Genomic DNA, 16,276 nt, shown 5'->3' on the forward strand with positions numbered 1-16,276 from the left:
AGCAAGCATAGCATCCTTTCCGCTGCATTGTTCAGGCTGCGAGGGTGGTTTGGAGTTCGCTCTCGAAGGAGGTTGCGGAGGTGAAGGTTGCGTTCGCCCCGGCATCCAACGCACGGGCGCTCGCCTCTTCGTAGGCTTCCTCGTCCCGCGCGGTCACCAGCGCGATCGCCGCTTGCGCATTTTTTCCCCTCAGCGTCCGGATGATGTCTGCGCCGTTCTCTGCCTCGCCGAGGAAATCGAAGTCGATGGCGGCGGCATCGAATTCCACGGCATCCGTGAGCGCCAGGGCTTCCCGCACGGAGCGTGCGATGTGGATTTCCGCCATGGGGTCGGCACATTCGATGGAGGAGCGGATGCGTCCGATTTTCACTTCATCCACGTCGTCGGCGATGAGGTAGTGGTGTTGTTGCATGGCTCCAGTATCCAAGAATGGAACAACGGATGCCCTCTGATGGTCATGTGAAATGAGGTGACATCTTGTTTGGCGCAAGTGACAGGCAAAAAATGGATACATGTGATGGTACACAGAAAACACATACATCCCTTCTCCCTCCCAGGGAGAAGGTTAGGATGAGGGTTTCACAAGAACAGAAAACATTCACCTCTTCTCTATCCTTTCTTGCCCCCCCATATACGGTCGCAGAACCTCCGGAACCGTCACCGATCCATCCTCATTCTGGTAGATCTCGAGGAGGGGGATCAGGATGCGCGGGGATGCGATGCAGGTGTTGTTGAGGGTGTGGACGAACTTCTTCTTCCCATCGCCATCAATGTATTTGATGTTCAGGCGGCGCGCTTGGAAATCTCCCAAGTAGGAACAGCTGTGCGTTTCGCCGTACGATTTTCTGCTCGGCATCCACGTCTCGATATCCTGCTGGAAGAGCTTCCCCTTCCCCAGGTCGCCCGTGCAGATGGAGAGGATGCGGTAGGGAAGTTTGAGCGCCTGAAGCACTTCCTCCGCGTTCGTGCGGATCTCCTCGAACATCTTCATCCCCTTCTCCACATCCGCCTCGCAGAGAACGACTTGCTCGATCTTCTGGAACTGGTGGATGCGGTAGAGGCCTTTGGTGTCCTTGCCGTACGTGCCGGCTTCCCTGCGGAAGCACGGGGAGAATCCCGCGTAGCGCTTGGGGAGCTTCTCCGCTTCCAGCGTCTCCCCCATGTGGTAGCTGGCCACCGTCACTTCCGATGTGCCGATGAGGTAGAGGTTGTCCGGCGTTATGGCAGCACCTTTCTCCGCTTGCTCGCCCACCGCGTAAATGTTCGATTGGTCGGCGCCCGGAAAGAATCCCGTCCCCATGAAGCACTCGTAGGTTGCCAAGTAAGGGGGCGTGAACTGTGTCCACCCTTTCTTCCGCAAGTGGTCCAAGGTGAACTGCAGTACGGCCATCTCCAGCCGCGCGCCGTCCCCCTTGAGGTAATAACTGCGCGCACCGGCCACTTTTGCGCCGCGGGGAATATCCAGTATGTCCAACTCTTCGCCCAGCGTCACATGGTCCTTGGGATTCTTTACCTTGAGTGCCGCCGCCGGGTCGCCCCACTTGTGCGCCTCCACATTCTCCGATTCATCCTTCCCCACGGGAACCTGCGGGAGCGGGATCACGGGGAGCTGGAGTTGCAGGTTGTTCCACTGCGCTTCGACGTTCTTCAATTGCTCCTCCTGCTCCTTGAGCGTCACGTCCAGCTCCTTCATCTCCTTAATCGTTTTCTTCTTCTCGTCCCCTTTCATCGTCGGCACTTTACCGCTCACGGCGTTCTTCTTGGCGCGCATCTCTTCCACCTCTTTCAAGAGAGAGCGCCGCTCCTCGTCCAGCGCGAGGAACGCATCGATGTCCACCTTGATGCGCTTCTTCCCGGCGGCGTCCTTGTAGGCGTCGGGGTGTTGCCGAAGGTCAGCCAGGTCGATCATGGGGGGGATTGTACCCTTGGGGTACGGCTCAGCAACAGAAGGAAAGCCGTCGGCCGCTATTATTTTGGCTTATGGAAATGCTACTCACGCACGCTTCCCCTTTTTTATTGTGCCGGAGGAAGGGGGATGTAGCATGTGCGCATGCCTGAATCCATACCTGAGTCTGGAGACATTGAACAACAAAGAGAGGCCACGCCGGAGGAACGCCAAGAGCTCCTGGAGCACATCATGAATGCGGCTCGTTTGCAGGGGGTTCCGTTAGATGACAAGTATTGGGCGAACATCATTAATGTTATGTCTTCGGATGATGTGCGTTCCTGGACTCGTGCGCTCTATGCGGAGCCCGTGAAGACCATTCGTGGCATGGAACAGGGGGAGGGACTCTTCAATGAGAAGGAGGGGTTGACGATGACGGTCGAGATACCTCCGGAACTGGAAGAGGCCGTACGAAAGATGCAGACATGCCTGCGTGCCATGGAAACAACGACGGACGGAGAGGGGTGATCATCGGGTGTCTTGAAGAAGGGAAGAGGTTAGGATGTACGCATGCCCCGGTTGATCATTACGGCCGATGACCTCGGTGTGAACGCACAGCGTTCCCACGGGATTTTTCTGTGCGCGGAGTTCGGGGCGGTGACGGCCGCTTCTCTGTGGCCGAACGGGAGCGACAGTGATGCGGCGGCAAAGCGCTCGCGGGAGCGCGGGCTCCCCGTGGGGCTGCATGTGAATCTGACGGAGGAGTATCCCCTCAGTAAGCCCGGGGACGTGGCATCTCTCTTGGACATGACCGGCAGGTTCCATCCCGTGCAGCGTCTGTTCACGCTGCTCGACGAAGGGAAGGTGCAGCAGGAACATCTGGAGCGTGAGATCCGGGCGCAGATCTCGTGGGCGCTGGAGAGCGGCCTCACCCTCACGCACGTCTCCGGCAATTGGGACGCCCACGTGCATCCCGCCGTGGCAGCCGCGCTCATCCCCGCCATGGAGCGCTACGGGCTCCGCTTGGTCCGCATCCCCTGCGAGGAGCCGCTCCCTCCGTTCGGCTTCAACGTCCCCGAGGAACAACTGGCGGCGACGCGCGCCATCAACGCCATGGCGAAGAAAGCGAGAAAACTCTTCGAAGCGGCAGGCATCGCCTCCACCGACCACTTCCGCGGCCACACCCTGCTCGACAACGCGTCGGCCAAGAACCTGCGCCACGTCATCAGCCGCCTGCCGGAAGGGACGACGGAATTGATGGTTCATCCGGGGAGTCCTTGCGCCTACGGCACGCCGTTCGACCTCGACCCCCAGCGCCAGACGGAGCTGCGGATGCTCACGGACGAATCGTTCAAGGCCTTCCTCGTGGAGCGGAAGGTGGAGCTGATCGGGTGGGGGGATCTGTGAGGAAGGATCCAAGGAAACAAGAGCCCGGACATACCCGCAAGATTGAGGATTCCAGGACAGGAAGGAAGAAGGGAAACGTTTGATCGTTCCGCCGCTTGCGCTATCATGCTCGGACTTCCCTGCACCACTCGCGGAGTTTACCCCGAGGAAATCCGAGGGGCTCCGGTACAGGGCAAGTCAACCTTCCCTCCCATGAACACCATTCCTTTCAAGTTAGTCTCCCCCTTTCAGCCCACAGGCGATCAGCCCGCGGCGATCGCGAAGCTGGTGGAAGGGTTGCAGAAGGGCGAAAAGCACCAGACGCTCCTGGGGGCTACGGGCACGGGGAAGACCTTCACCATGGCCAACATCGTGCAACAGGTGCAGCGCCCCACTTTGGTCCTCGCGCACAACAAGACCCTGGCCGCGCAGCTCTGCAGCGAGTTCCAATTGTTCTTCCCGGAGAACGCCGTCTCGTACTTCGTCTCCTACTACGACTACTACCAGCCGGAAGCGTACCTCCCCACCACCGACACCTACATCGAGAAGGACGCCAGCATCAACGCGGAGATCGAGAAGTTCCGCCACGCCGCCACCTACAACCTCCTCATGCGCCGCGACGTGCTCATCGTCGCTTCCGTCAGCTGCATCTACGGCCTGGGCAACGTGGAGGACTACGAGGCGCTGGCCATGAAGCTGGAGCGCGGGCAGAAGATCAAGCGCGACCAGCTCCTCCGCCGCCTTACGGACATCCAGTACCGCCGCTCCGGCATGGACTTCAAGCAGGGGATGTTCCACGTGCTGGGGGACACCGTGGAGATTTTTCCCCCGAGCGGCGACACGGCCATCCGCATGGAACTGCCCTTCGACGAGATCGAGGTGATCCAGGAGGTGGACAGCTTCACGGGCGAGGTCCTCAAGGAGTTGCAGGAAGTCACCATCTTCCCCGCTGCGCACAACGTGACCACCAAGGAGAAGATCGACAATGCCATCGAGGGCATCAAGCGCGATTTGGACATCCGCGAGAAGGAGCTGCACGACAAGAATGAGCTCGTCAAAGCGGAGCGCATCCGCACCCGCACCGAGTACGACATCGAGATGCTCAAGGAGACGGGCTACTGCACCGGGATCGAGAACTACGTCCGCTACCTCAACGATTCCGTGCCGGGCTCCCCTCCCTCCACCCTCCTCGATTACTTCCCCAAGGACTTCCTCCTCATCGTGGACGAATCGCACATCACCATCCCGCAGGTGGGTGGCATGCACGAGGGGAACCACAGCCGCAAGCAGACGCTGGTGGACTACGGCTTCCGCCTCCCCAGCGCGCACGACAACCGCCCCCTCAAGTTCGCGGAGTTCGAGCAGCGCGTGGGGCAGCGCGTCTACGTTTCCGCCACGCCGGGCAAGTACGAGTTCGCGCAGACGCCCAAGGAGCGGCTCGTGGAGCAGATCATCCGGCCCACGGGGCTCCTGGACCCCCAGGTGACGGTGAAGCCCAGCAAACACCAGCTCGACGACATCTTCGAAGAGGTGCAGAAGACGCTCAAGAACAAGGAACGCGTCCTCATCACCACGCTCACCAAGAAGATGGCCGAAGACCTTACGCAGTACATGAAGGATGCGGGGCAGAAGGTCCGCTACCTCCACAGCGATGTGGAAACACTGGAGCGCATCGAGATCCTGCGGCAGCTGCGCACGGGAGAGATCGACATCCTGGTGGGCATCAACCTGCTGCGCGAAGGGCTGGACCTCCCCGAGGTGAGCTTCATCGCCATCCTGGACGCGGACAAGCAGGGCTTCCTCCGCTCCCGCGATGCGCTCATCCAGACCATCGGCCGCGCGGCGCGCAATGTGAACGGGCACGTCACTCTCTACGCGGACAAGATGACGGACGCCATGAAGGCCGCCCTGGCGGAGACGGAGCGCCGGCGTTCCATCCAGGAAGCCTACAATACAAAGCACGGCATCACGCCGCAGACCATCGTTAAAGCGGTGCGTAACATCGCGGAGGAGGGCAAGAGGCTGGAGCTGCGCCGCCCCAAGTACGACCACACCAAGATCCCCAAGGACGAGAAGAAGAGGCTCATGGAGGAGCTGGAGCAGCAGATGGAGCTGGCGGCGCAGAATTTGGAGTTTGAGAAAGCTGCGGATTTGAGGGATGAGATTGAATTGCTGCGGAGGGAATTGTGAGTTGAGATTGCTCTTCAGCCGATTATTGATTTGTTTCCACCTTTCCCATCTCTGTAGCAAGTTCTGGTAGGATGAATGCCATGCGCCGCTCCCTGGTCCTCCTCGCCGTCTTCCTCGCGTTCGCGGGCGTCGTGACGGTTTCGGCGAAGACGATGCAAGAGAGACGGGCGGAACGACTGGCGCGCCGGTTATCCCATACCGCCGCTCCATCGCGATCGTCGGCTTCTTCGGTTTCCTCGGTTTCTTCCTCCCTTGCTCCATTCATCAACAAGCAAGACATTAGCTTCTCCATACCGCTTCTCGTTTATCATCATCTCCGTCCCGCCCAGCCCTATCCAAAGACAACCTGGAGCTGGAAGATGTCCGTTTCCCCCGCGGTGTTCGCGCGGCAGATGCAGTGGCTGGAGGACCATGAGTACACGCCGGTGGACCTGGATACGTTCGTCAGCATCGCGCGGGGGGAGATCCTCGGCCCGGTGAAGCCGGTGGTGATCACTTTCGACGACAGCCACCGCAGCCAGTACGGCCTCGCCTATCCCGTCCTCAAGGAGCACGGCTTTACGGCGGTGTTCTATCTCATCACCAAAACACTGGATGCGGGAGCCAACCTCACGCGCGCGCAGGTGAAAGAAATGAGTGAGGCAGGGATGGACATCCAGTCCCATACCGTCAACCACCTGCAGCTCACGCGGTTGGGTCAAACGGAGCTCGATTGGGAATTGGCGGAGAGCAGGAAGATCCTCCGGGAACTCACGGGCAAGCCGGTGCGGCACATCGCCTACCCCGCCACCATGCAGAACGCGTTGGTGCGGGAGCGGACGGCGGCGGCCGGCTACGTGACCGGCACGCTCATGGATCCCCGCCGCGCCACCGAGAAGGACGACTTCCTCCGTGTCCCCCGCATCATGATAACGGATGAGACGGATCTGGCGAGGGTATTGCCGTAGAGGCCTCCTATTGCCGTATCTCTCTCCGACCGACTTTGCTGTAGCCGTCGCGGTATCCCCGGTGTTCCCAGCGATCGCCGATTTCCGTACTCCGGTCTCCAAGATACTCATCCACATCGCGGCGGCCCTTGTCGTATCCTTTGTCATAACGGGCTTGCAGCGATACGGGCGGATCCAGCCGTCGTTGCATATCCCTCTCTTCCCGGTGGTGCTGTTCCGCCGTCTTCCGGTTGAGCACTTGGGTGACGCGCCGCCGGTGTGTACGCATGCCGCGGGAAAGCCCGCCATTCACCGCTTCTTGCTCCAGGCTTCGTGCCACCAGTTGAAGGTGGGTGAGGGCTTGTTGTTCGAGAGTATGGAACGCCTGCCGCTCTTTGTTCATGGGGAGATCAGGGGAAAAGGAGGGCATTCTCCTCCAAAGGAATGGCTCTGTCAAAATGGGCTGACAGGGCTTTCCGTTCAAGAAAGGGGGCTTTCGCCCCCTTTGTTGGCAACGGTGTTGTCACATTTCTTTACGAGGATTGGTTGGAGGCGGCGGTGAGGACTGCCGTCACGGCGGCGTGCGCCTTCTGCGCCTCCTCCTCCGTCAAGGTCCGGTCCGCCGTCCTGTACGTGAAGCGCAGCGTGAGGTTGAACTGCCGCTCTTCCAGTCCCTTGCCGCTGAAGAGATCCACCACTTCCACCTTCTCCAGCAGCGGTGAGGCGCCGCGGAGCTTGGCGAGGAGCGTTTCCGTCCGCTGCTCTTGCATGCGTGTTACCGTGACGTCGTACGTGACGGCGGGGAAGGCGGGGAGCGGGAGCGGGACGACGGTCTTCCCCTTGAGGGAGAGGAGGCGGGCGAGGTCCACAACGGCCGCTGCGGCGCGGTGGGGAAGATCGAAGTTCTTGCGGATCCGGGGATGGACTTCGAACAACCGCCCTACCGTTTCGCCATCCACCGAGAGCAGGGCGGAGCGGCCGGGGTGCATCCACGGCGCCGGCGCATCATCACGCTTCCATTCCGCCTTGAAGCCGGGGGCGGAGAGGGCGAGGGAGAGTTCCCGCTTGAGGAGGAGGAAGGGATCGCTTTTCAGGTCCGCGTTACCCTTCCCTTCCAGGTCGGCGAAGAGGACGGAGAGCTCGGAGTGCTCCTTCGCGCCCTCCCGGTTGTGCCCGGCATCCGTGGTCCGCGTGAAGACGCGGGAGAACGTGAACGTGCGCAGGAGCGTGCCCGCCGCGAGGATGTTCCGCTGGGCGTGCTCGAGGAGCGAAGGCAGGGTGCCGGTGTGGAGGAGGCTCGTCTCTTCGCCCAAAGGGTTCCGGATGACGACCGCTTCTCCGGGGTCCATTCCCGCCTTCCGCAGGAGCGCGCCGCCTACGAGGGAGAGCGGGCGTGTTTCGATGCAGCCCGCCTCCTTGAGCGCGTCACGCAGGGCGTGCAAGCGATGGTCGCGGGGCGGCGGCGTGAGCACGGCGGCGGGCATCACGGGCTCGATGGCGTCGTAGCCCACGATCCTCCCCACCTCCTCCATGAGGTCATGCTCGCCGCGGATATCCCCCAGCCGCCACGGCGGCGGCGTCACCTTGAGCGTCTTCCCCTTCTCCTCCACGGAGAAGCCGAGATCGGTGAGGGCTTTGGTAGCGCGGGACGCGGGAACCGACGTGCCGAGCACATTCTCCACCCGGGCGAGCCGGAGCGTAATGGGCTTGGCCTCCCTCCGTTCGTCCCCCCACGCCAGCGGCGCGGAAGCGAGGCGGGCGCCGGGGATGAGTTCCAGGAAGAGCTGCGCCGCCCGCAGGAGCCCGAACTCCGCCGCCACGGGAGGGACGCCCTTCTCGTACACCGTCGCGGCGTCCGTGCGGTGCCCCATGGCGATCACCGTCTGGCGCGTGTTCACGGGGTCCACCACGGCGCTGTGCAGCCAAATCTTCCTCGTGGCTTCCTTGGTGGATCCCCGCAGGCCTCCCATGATCCCGAGGAGATCGAAAATCCCCTCCGCATCCTCCATGACGAGCGCCCCCTTGGAGAGCTCGCGCTCCTCCCCGTCGAGTGTTCGGATCTTCTCCCCTTTCTTCGCGCGGCGCATGCGCACGTCCCCCTTGATGTCCGCCGCGTCGAAGCTGTGGAGCGGCATGCCCGTCTCCATCATCACGTAGTTCGTAATGTCGATGGGCAGGTTGATGCTGCGCCAGCCCGTGGCTTCCAGGCGCCGCTTCATCCATGCGGGCGTCTGCCCCAGGCCGGGGATCTCCAGCATCACCGCGTGGTAGCGCGGGACGAGCTTCTTCTGTTCCGCCGTGATGGAGAACGGGAAGGGGGTTTGCGGGAAGGCGAGGGAGGGGAGGGAAGGTTCCTTCTTCCATTCCGCCAAGCCCGCCGCCACAAACTCCCGCGCCATCCCTACGTGCGAAAACAGGTCCGCGCGGTGCGTGATGGCGTGATTGTCGATGTGCAGCACCGCATCGTCCTGGTCGAGGTATTCCTTCAGCGGCTTCCCCACGTCCTCCTCTCCGTCGCCGAGGTCGATGATGGTGCGCTCCGTCTCCTGCGGGAACCGTGCGGCGAGGTCCAATTCCTCCGCCGAGCAGATCATCCCCTCGCTCTCCTCGCCGCGCACCTTGGCCTTTTCCAGCGTCGCCATCTCCGTCCCGTGCCAGCGCACCCGCGCACCCACGTGCGCGAAGGCCACGCGCATGCCCTTCCGCAAGTTCGTCCCCCCGCACACCACCTTCTTCACGCCGCGGTCCGTCCGCACATCCGCGAGCGTGAGCTTGTCGGCGTTGGGATGCTTGGCCAAGGTGAGCACTTGCCCCACCACCACGTCCCGCAGGAGCGCCCCCATCTCTTCCACTTCATCCACTTCCGCGATCCGCTCCGTCACCGTCTGCGCAATCGCCTGCGGATCGGTTTCCGTGAGCGTGATGAAATCCTTGAGCCAGCTGAGGGAGATCTTCATAGGAGGAGTATGACTGAAGGAAGGAGTCTTTTAAAGGCTTCGCTGATGCGTATTCCGTATACCGTATCGAGTATTGCGTATAATGAGGGCTCCGTATACGTACGACGTAATACGCAATACGAAATACGAGATATGTACTCATGTCGAGGCGACTCTCGTGCCGTTTCTTGTAGAGGATATCCCTCACCCTGTAGTCTCATTGCCACATCTCCCCCGTTTTCCCATGGCCATGAAGCCATCCTCGAAATCCGATGCCGCCTCTCCCCTCATCGGGAATATGTTCGCTGCGGCGTTCCTTCTCCTCACCACCGTCGTTGCCGCCGTGGATATGGTGAAAGCCCACGTGTACAGCGACGGCTTCGTCTTCGGCACGTCCGGCGGCTCGCTCTCCGTGATCGCCTTCGTGCTCAGCTTCATCTTCTTCTACAAGTACCTGAAGAGAAGCCTGGGAGGCGGATGCTGCGGCGGGTGCTGCAAGTGAGGGAGCGCATGGCCGGATCTTGGTCTCAGAGAGGGTTTCCCTCCCGTCAAGTTTGTGGCACAGTAAAGCTCCACGGAGAGGTCGCATAGTGGTCTAGTGCGCACGCTTGGAAAGCGTGTAGACCCGCAAGGGTCTCGAGGGTTCGAATCCCTCCCTCTCCGCCATCCGGCTTCGTCCCTCGGCAGCGCTCGGGACTACGCCGCGACGGCTTCCTACCTATCTTCGGTGACCGTATCAATACGCCGGTTTCCCCTCCTGCATCCTCTTCGCCAACGTCCTCAAGTAGCTCGCCGCCACCTTGATGGTCTTGTACTCTCCCGTCTTGGGGTCGAACACGCGCTTCTTCTGGATGTTCGCCTTCCACGTCCTGCGGGTGTGGCGCAGCGAGTGGCTGCGGGTGTTCCCGAAACCCGTGTGCTTGCCGGTGCGGACGCAACGTCTGGCCATGAGCGGGGGGAGTGTATGGATGTTTTGGCTTACCGTCAATCTACCATGAAGGACCGTTGCCTGATGCAAAATGCAAAATGCTGAATGGAAAATGAATTTATCATGCATTTTGCATTTTGCATTTCCCATTTTCCATTCTTCCCGGTTCACTTTATGGGGAGAAACCGATAGGATATTCCAACACATGACCCCCTTCCTCAACCCCACCTTCATCATCGCCATCCTCATCGCCCTCAGTGTGCACGAGGCGGCGCACGCCTACATAGCCAAGCGCCTGGGCGACCCCACGGCGGATATGGCCGGCCGGGTGACACTCAACCCCGTCGCCCACCTGGACCCCATCGGGTCCCTCCTCTTCCTCTTCGTAGGGTTCGGCTGGGGCAAGCCCGTTCCGGTGAATCCCGCAAATTTCCGCCACCCCGTGCGGGACAACGCACTGGTCTCCCTGGCGGGGCCCCTGAGCAACCTGCTCATGGCGGCGGTCTCCTTCGCGGGGCTCGCGCTCCTTGCGCGCGCCGTCCCCGGATCCGTCACAGGCCTCCTCTCGCCCATGCCCGAGGCCTCGGTGGGCGTGCAGTTCGCGGGTTCGCTCCTGGGGGGCCTCCTCTTCATCAACCTGGCCCTCATGGCGTTCAACCTGCTCCCCATCGCCCCGCTGGACGGATCGCACGTGCTGGAGGCGCTCATCCCCTACCGCTACCAGGATGCATACGCCGAATTCATGCGGCGCGGGCCGTTCGTTCTCCTCTTCCTCCTGGTTGCGGAACGCCTGATCGGCTTCCCTTTCCTCTCCACGTGGATAGAGGGAATCATGGGCGCGGCGTTCTCGCTGCTGCAGGTTTTATTTGGATGGATGTGAAGGGGATGAGGGATGGAGCCGCGAAGCGTATCAGGAGATGCCCCGACCGCTTGTCCGGTGAAGTCTTGACGGAGTCGGATCAGACCGGGGAGCTTCACTCCCGTCATCGCTCTTCCGGATACAGGAAATTCCTCAGTGCCCTTGCGAGAATGCGCGACGCACCCACCACTCTTATAGGCAGCTTTTTCTCGTCGGGGTATGCATATCCGGTCTCCCGAGCCGTAGCGTCAGCGCTGTTCCGCACATCTGCGAAGAAGTCCGCCGCCCACCGTTCCCTCTCCGACGGGTCGAGTTCAGGGTGTCTTACCCCAAGCTCCTCTGCCAGCTCTTGCACATCCACATCCTCGGCAATTCCCAGGGCTTCCACAAGGCGCTTCTGTTCATCAGGTGACAAGTGTCGGAGGTAATCCATTGCGATGGATTCCGTGAACATCCAGAACACATTCATGACGCATTCCCGGCTCTTCCGAGGATCGTTCGTGACGTGATCGACGGACGATGCAAGGTCTGCGAGGAGCGTGGGCCAGTGCTCCACGCGCACGGGTGTCAACTTTTCGCCGGATAACGTGATGAGCGTGCGGACCAGATGTTCCTGGGCGGCGCCCTTCACTCGCACATTGTCGAGGAGGCAATCCGCGTCTTCCCTGCGGAACCATGCCTTTGCTATCCCCTCACGCACGGCTTCCCCCCAGCGGATCTCCTCGATCAGCGCGGGAAGCGAGACTTCCGTGATGAGCATCTCCTGGAGTATGGGGAGGCCGGTGCGCTGCTCGGCTGCATGGAGCACGGGATCCTGTTCGCAGGGAATAGCTTTGAGAATGCCGTCGAAATGCCCCGCGATGTCCTTGATCAATTCCCTCGGCAGCGCGCTCTCCCGGAATAAACGGATCAAATTCTCGATCGTTTGTACAAGAGCACGCGCCTGTTCCTCGCGCAGATCGCTCCGGGCTATCACCCCCAGCTCCCCGCACACCTCCCGGATTTCCTCGCGCACCCGTTCGAGTTGTTCATGAGGAACTGACGGAGCGGTGAGGACGTCCTGCAACCGCTTTTCGGCATGATTCAACCGTGAAGGCGTTTCGCTCATATTATGATTATATTTTATTATTTAACTATGTCAATTACACATAAATGGGCTGTGGCAGGCCATTTCGTTTCTTCTTTGCCCCTATCATAAGGTTGCGCATTATTTAAACACATATCGGGCATTGTGAAACATCATACGGCTTCGCATTATACAGAACATGTATCGAGCATTGTGGAACATCACGAATAGCAGCGCCTGTTGCGATTCATAAAGCGGATCCGTCTCAGAAGTGTTTCTTGGTAAACGCTCGGCCTGAATGAGTTTTCAGATATCGCTCGAATGCTTCGGCGCGTGCACGTTCAAGGAACGCGGTATACGATTTCACTTTCCATGGCTTGTGCTTCTTCGTGTACATCGATCGACCTTCGTTATGCTCAGCCAAGCGCCGCTGGACATCATCGGTAATGCCAACGTACCAATGAAAGCCATCAAGGGATTCGAGGACGTAGACGAAAAACATAAGGCACGAGTATGCCCGGCTCCGCTAGCGCTCCGCCGTGACTCCGCCGCGGCATCCGGCTTCGATTCCCTGTCCACAGCCACATCGCGGCGTAGTCTCGTCCGCCTCAGCGGACGGACGAAGCCGGATGGAGCTCCTGGATAGAGGAAGTTAGGACTGTGATGATGGCCGGAAGCTGCGCATAGGGAGACGCCTAACCTGTCGGTTACAGCGGTTACTCCGCCTTGATGTTGTGTTGCGGCAGCGTAGAAAACGGTAACCGTCATAGCGGTCCATCAGTTCTGCTGTCTTGCAGCTAGCTGTTTGCCTTGTTGAGCGTGGCGCTTTACCACCCGGCACGCTTGCCCCGGAGCTCGCGCGACAAGGCGCGTCCGCAGACGCGCAATCCTTTCTCTTCAGGCAATCCCAAATGACACTCCTTTTCCACATCCCGGCTTCCAGATTTTCGTTTCGATTCCGCTGGGTTCCTCTGACGGGGTGTTTCCATTTTATGGGTACCATGCTCATACAAATTGCCTTTGAAAAAAATCGGCGACAATCTCGAAAAAAAATCGGGGAGACAAATGAAGGGATGCAGTGTCCTTGCCGTCAGTCCTACTTGGGTTATGTACTTAATCCGTCAGTATAATTTGGCCACAGGGGGTGCACTTGATTTTACCGCTTACCGAAAACAAAGACTCAAATGCCATCGCAACCGTCTCAGCCGTGCTAAGATACGTTTCAATCTCCCATCATCATGTCTCCTCAAGTCGTCACTGTTCGGGTCCAGCCGGAACTTCTGGAATGGGCGCGCACGACTAGCGGCGTAGATATAGATGATGCCGCAAGATCCATTCATGTAGGAGAAGAGGTTATGCAACGATGGGAGAAACAAGAGAGCGAGATTAGTGTGCCTCGTCTTCGGAATCTGGCCAGCCTCTATAGGAGACCCTTAGCAATCTTCTTCCTGACGTCACCGCCGAATGAGCCGCCGTTGCCTGAGGATTTCCGGACTCTTCCTGTTGAGGGAAAAGACGGCAGCATCGAGTATTCAAAGAAAACCCTCCTTGCTATCCGGAGAGCCACAAGGATTCAAGAGCTATCTGTGGGGCTACGAGAGGAGTTGGGCCATGATGCTCCGGTTCGCATCAAAGGGATAAATTTGAATGTTCCGCCTGAGGCACTGGCTGGAACCCTGAGGGAGGAGTTGGGTATTACGGTGGAGGAGCAACAGAAATGGAAGGATGACAACATGGCATTGGCGAAATGGAAGAATGCTATTGAAGAGAAAGGAGTGTTAGTTCTGGAGCAGAAGATGGATATCAAAGAAGCACGGGGGTTCTCACTGTTTGGTGATGGCAAGATGCCCCCCGTCATTGTCATCAACTATAGCGATGCCCTCTCTGCGAAGATCTTTTCACTCTTTCATGAGTATGCCCATCTGGTCCTTAATGAGAGCGGCATCCAGAGTATTCATGGCAGGCAATTACGATTCGATGCACGCGTCGGCGCCATTGAGAAATTCTGCAATCGCTTTGCGGCGGCTTTCCTTGTCCCGAAGGACGACCTTCTTCAAGAACGAATTGTAAGAGACAATCTTCCACATAAGGTGTGGGGAAACGATGTGCTCATCACGCTCGCCAAGATGTATAAGGTGAGCCGGGAGACGATACTGCGACGGCTCCTCACGTTTGAACTCACCACAGAGAGTTTCTATAGGCAAATGAGGGAAGAGTGGAACAATCAGGTTCCCAAGAAAACCCAGAAGGGAGGGCAGAGAAATATGTCCAAGGAAGCATTCCGAGAAAATGGAGCAACTTTTTCCTCTCTCGTTCTTGAGGGTAGCAGCAAAGGGAAGCTCACCTATGGCGAGGCCGCCGATTACTTGCAGCTGAAGCTGAAATATCTGCCAAAGCTCTCCGAGATGGTGCGAAATACTCTTCCATGACGCAGCAAGCCCTTTTCACGTCGGCGGGCTACTGTATGGATAGCAACTGCATCATCTACATGTGGAGCAAGGATTATGGATGGTATTCCTTTGATATTTTTCCTTCCCTCAAAACGAACATCGAGAAAATGATTCAGGGGGGCGAAATCGTTTCCCCCAAGGAGGTGCTCCTTGAACTCAACAAGAAGGACGATGGTGCATACGATTGGGCGAAGAAATGCGGGTTGGAACACCCCATCGATGCCGATCAAACGCGCATCGTTTCTGAGATCATGCGTGATTCTCCAGAATTGGTTGATACGAAGAGGATGGGAGAACAGGCCGACCCCTTCGTCATTGCCATGGCGGAGGCGAAGAAGTGGACGGTGATCACGGCTGAAAAGAACAGCTCGAGACGCAATCGGCCACAAATTCCTGATGTCTGTGCGGCAAGGAAGGTGAAATGCATCTCCATTCTGGATTTCTTCAGAGAACAGGGATGGAAGTTTTGAGTGATACGCTTGTTGACGGAAACCTTGGAGGCGGCCTCGGCGCATTCACATGCACATCCTGGAGAAGCTTCCCCGATGCCACTACGCGCGCGCCAGTGGCGGGGATAGAATAGAGCCATGGGACAGAAAAGCAGAGCAGCGGCCAACAACGAGCCCGATCAGAGCGATAGGCTCAAGCTCTGGGGACCGGAACAGGAACGGATCTATCGAGAACACTTTATGGGTCCCGAACCCGCCGAACAGCAGTTCTGCGACCCTGCCATTAATTCCGGCATCAAGCGCTTCGGACGACCCACGAAGTACCGGGAGGAGTTCTGCGCTATGGCCTACCACATGTTGGCTGATCCTCGGATGATCTTCACCCTGAGGAGTGTTGCCGCACGCCTTGGCGTGAGCTACGACACCCTCGACTACTGGCGCCGGCGCTATCCCGACTTTTGCCATGCCCTCGCGCAGGGGAAAGCAGTGCAAGAGGAGTGGCTGGCCACCTGCCTCGTCAACGGCTGGGGCAACCCCCAGGGCATTCTGATCCTGCTTTATTGCCTCCATAAATGGCGCAAGGACGGTAGACGGTCGGAAGACGCACCAGACGGCCTCCAGGAGGCTTTGGCAGCGCAAACGGCCAGTACTAGGCATGTGGTGTGGGAAAAGGCACGGCCAGCTTAACTACTTCCCAAATTATCCGACGCCATCGCGCAGGGAGTACGTCGATGTGTCGGCTGCCATCGCGCAGGGAAACAAGATCTGCTTGCGCTGTCAGATGGAAAAAGACGGACAGAATCAGTTCGCATACCATGAGCTTTCGGCGGCCCTCACGCAGGGGATTGCCTGAATTAAGTCAAGCCATCGCGCAGGGGAAGGCGGAGCAGGAGCCACATTCCTCTTGAACGGCTGGGGCAATCCCCAAGGCATCCTGATGATCCTCTATTGCCTCCATGGATGGCGTAGGAACGGCAGGCGGTCAGAGAAGCGTGATAGCACTCCAGGACGCGCTCAGGGCGCAGGCAGGCAATGCGAAGCCCGTGGTGTGGGATAGGGCTCGTCCGGCTTCCATACCGGCATAATCGTGTTTGGCTCCTTACCAGTGTTTCTTTCTGATACGTCTCCAAAGGAACAGAATGATGACGAGTGGGATTATTGAAACTCCAATCAAGGCCGGAACAGTGCCGAAAGTGTCTCC

At 59.1% G+C, this 16,276-nt stretch carries 16 protein-coding genes and 1 tRNA gene; 10 read left to right on the forward strand and 7 right to left on the reverse strand.

The window, feature by feature from the left end:
* Positions 1-31: 31 nt before the first annotated feature.
* Positions 32-412, reverse strand: coding sequence for a hypothetical protein (locus WC698_05615; protein ID MFA6039709.1), 381 nt, complete (start codon positions 410-412; stop codon positions 32-34).
* Positions 413-598: 186 nt separating this feature from the next.
* Positions 599-1,909: a serine--tRNA ligase gene (serS, locus tag WC698_05620; GenBank protein ID MFA6039710.1), complete on the reverse strand. Its 1,311-nt coding sequence runs from the start codon at positions 1,907-1,909 to the stop codon at positions 599-601.
* A 141-nt stretch (positions 1,910-2,050) separates the two neighbouring features.
* On the opposite strand from serS, the gene WC698_05625 reads away from it, so the two are divergent.
* The 4 genes from WC698_05625 to WC698_05640 all read left to right on the forward strand — a co-directional run bounded on the left by WC698_05625 (position 2,051) and on the right by WC698_05640 (position 6,408).
* Positions 2,051-2,413, forward strand: coding sequence for a hypothetical protein (locus WC698_05625; GenBank protein ID MFA6039711.1), 363 nt, complete (start codon positions 2,051-2,053; stop codon positions 2,411-2,413).
* Positions 2,414-2,455: 42 nt separating this feature from the next.
* Positions 2,456-3,292 (forward strand): ChbG/HpnK family deacetylase, encoded by an 837-nt coding sequence (locus WC698_05630; protein ID MFA6039712.1) that lies wholly within the window; start codon positions 2,456-2,458, stop codon positions 3,290-3,292.
* Between the two features lie 192 nt (positions 3,293-3,484).
* Positions 3,485-5,461: an excinuclease ABC subunit UvrB gene (uvrB, locus tag WC698_05635; GenBank protein MFA6039713.1), complete on the forward strand. Its 1,977-nt coding sequence runs from the start codon at positions 3,485-3,487 to the stop codon at positions 5,459-5,461.
* Positions 5,462-5,541: 80 nt separating this feature from the next.
* Positions 5,542-6,408: a polysaccharide deacetylase family protein gene (locus WC698_05640; GenBank protein ID MFA6039714.1), complete on the forward strand. Its 867-nt coding sequence runs from the start codon at positions 5,542-5,544 to the stop codon at positions 6,406-6,408.
* Between the two features lie 7 nt (positions 6,409-6,415).
* Here WC698_05640 and WC698_05645 read toward each other — a convergent pair whose 3' ends face one another.
* Positions 6,416-6,790: a hypothetical protein gene (locus WC698_05645; GenBank protein MFA6039715.1), complete on the reverse strand. Its 375-nt coding sequence runs from the start codon at positions 6,788-6,790 to the stop codon at positions 6,416-6,418.
* 130 nt (positions 6,791-6,920) lie between these two features.
* Positions 6,921-9,344, reverse strand: coding sequence for a phenylalanine--tRNA ligase subunit beta (gene pheT / locus WC698_05650; GenBank protein MFA6039716.1), 2,424 nt, complete (start codon positions 9,342-9,344; stop codon positions 6,921-6,923).
* 229 nt (positions 9,345-9,573) lie between these two features.
* On the opposite strand from pheT, the gene WC698_05655 reads away from it, so the two are divergent.
* Both WC698_05655 and WC698_05660 read left to right on the forward strand, forming a co-directional pair.
* Positions 9,574-9,825: a hypothetical protein gene (locus tag WC698_05655; protein MFA6039717.1), complete on the forward strand. Its 252-nt coding sequence runs from the start codon at positions 9,574-9,576 to the stop codon at positions 9,823-9,825.
* Positions 9,826-9,899: 74 nt separating this feature from the next.
* A tRNA-Ser gene (locus WC698_05660) sits at positions 9,900-9,989 on the forward strand.
* 70 nt (positions 9,990-10,059) lie between these two features.
* Here the strand turns inward: WC698_05660 and rpmB are convergent.
* On the reverse strand, positions 10,060-10,272 hold the full coding sequence (rpmB, locus tag WC698_05665; protein ID MFA6039718.1) for a 50S ribosomal protein L28: 213 nt from the start codon (positions 10,270-10,272) through the stop codon (positions 10,060-10,062).
* Between the two features lie 184 nt (positions 10,273-10,456).
* On the opposite strand from rpmB, the gene WC698_05670 reads away from it, so the two are divergent.
* Positions 10,457-11,131 carry a site-2 protease family protein gene (locus tag WC698_05670; GenBank protein ID MFA6039719.1) on the forward strand — a complete coding sequence of 225 codons (675 nt, stop codon included), beginning with the start codon at positions 10,457-10,459 and terminating at the stop codon, positions 11,129-11,131.
* A 103-nt stretch (positions 11,132-11,234) separates the two neighbouring features.
* On the opposite strand, the gene WC698_05675 is transcribed toward WC698_05670, so the two are convergent.
* Positions 11,235-12,218 (reverse strand): hypothetical protein, encoded by a 984-nt coding sequence (locus tag WC698_05675; protein MFA6039720.1) that lies wholly within the window; start codon positions 12,216-12,218, stop codon positions 11,235-11,237.
* A gap of 223 nt (positions 12,219-12,441) precedes the next feature.
* Positions 12,442-12,678 carry a GIY-YIG nuclease family protein gene (locus tag WC698_05680; protein ID MFA6039721.1) on the reverse strand — a complete coding sequence of 79 codons (237 nt, stop codon included), beginning with the start codon at positions 12,676-12,678 and terminating at the stop codon, positions 12,442-12,444.
* A gap of 736 nt (positions 12,679-13,414) precedes the next feature.
* Here WC698_05680 and WC698_05685 point away from each other — a divergent pair.
* The 3 genes from WC698_05685 (at position 13,415) to WC698_05695 (ending at position 15,762) form a co-directional block, all read left to right on the forward strand.
* Positions 13,415-14,605 carry an ImmA/IrrE family metallo-endopeptidase gene (locus WC698_05685; protein ID MFA6039722.1) on the forward strand — a complete coding sequence of 397 codons (1,191 nt, stop codon included), beginning with the start codon at positions 13,415-13,417 and terminating at the stop codon, positions 14,603-14,605.
* A complete protein-coding gene (locus tag WC698_05690) occupies positions 14,602-15,096 on the forward strand; it encodes a DUF4411 family protein (GenBank protein MFA6039723.1) in 495 nt (164 codons plus the stop codon). Before WC698_05685 ends, WC698_05690 begins: the two co-directional genes overlap by 4 nt.
* 117 nt (positions 15,097-15,213) lie before the next feature.
* Positions 15,214-15,762 carry a hypothetical protein gene (locus WC698_05695; protein MFA6039724.1) on the forward strand — a complete coding sequence of 183 codons (549 nt, stop codon included), beginning with the start codon at positions 15,214-15,216 and terminating at the stop codon, positions 15,760-15,762.
* Positions 15,763-16,276 lie beyond the last annotated feature (514 nt).

This window comes from Candidatus Peribacteraceae bacterium (assembly GCA_041661065.1).
Classification (GTDB): domain Bacteria; phylum Patescibacteriota; class Gracilibacteria; order Peribacterales; family Peribacteraceae; genus CAIKAD01.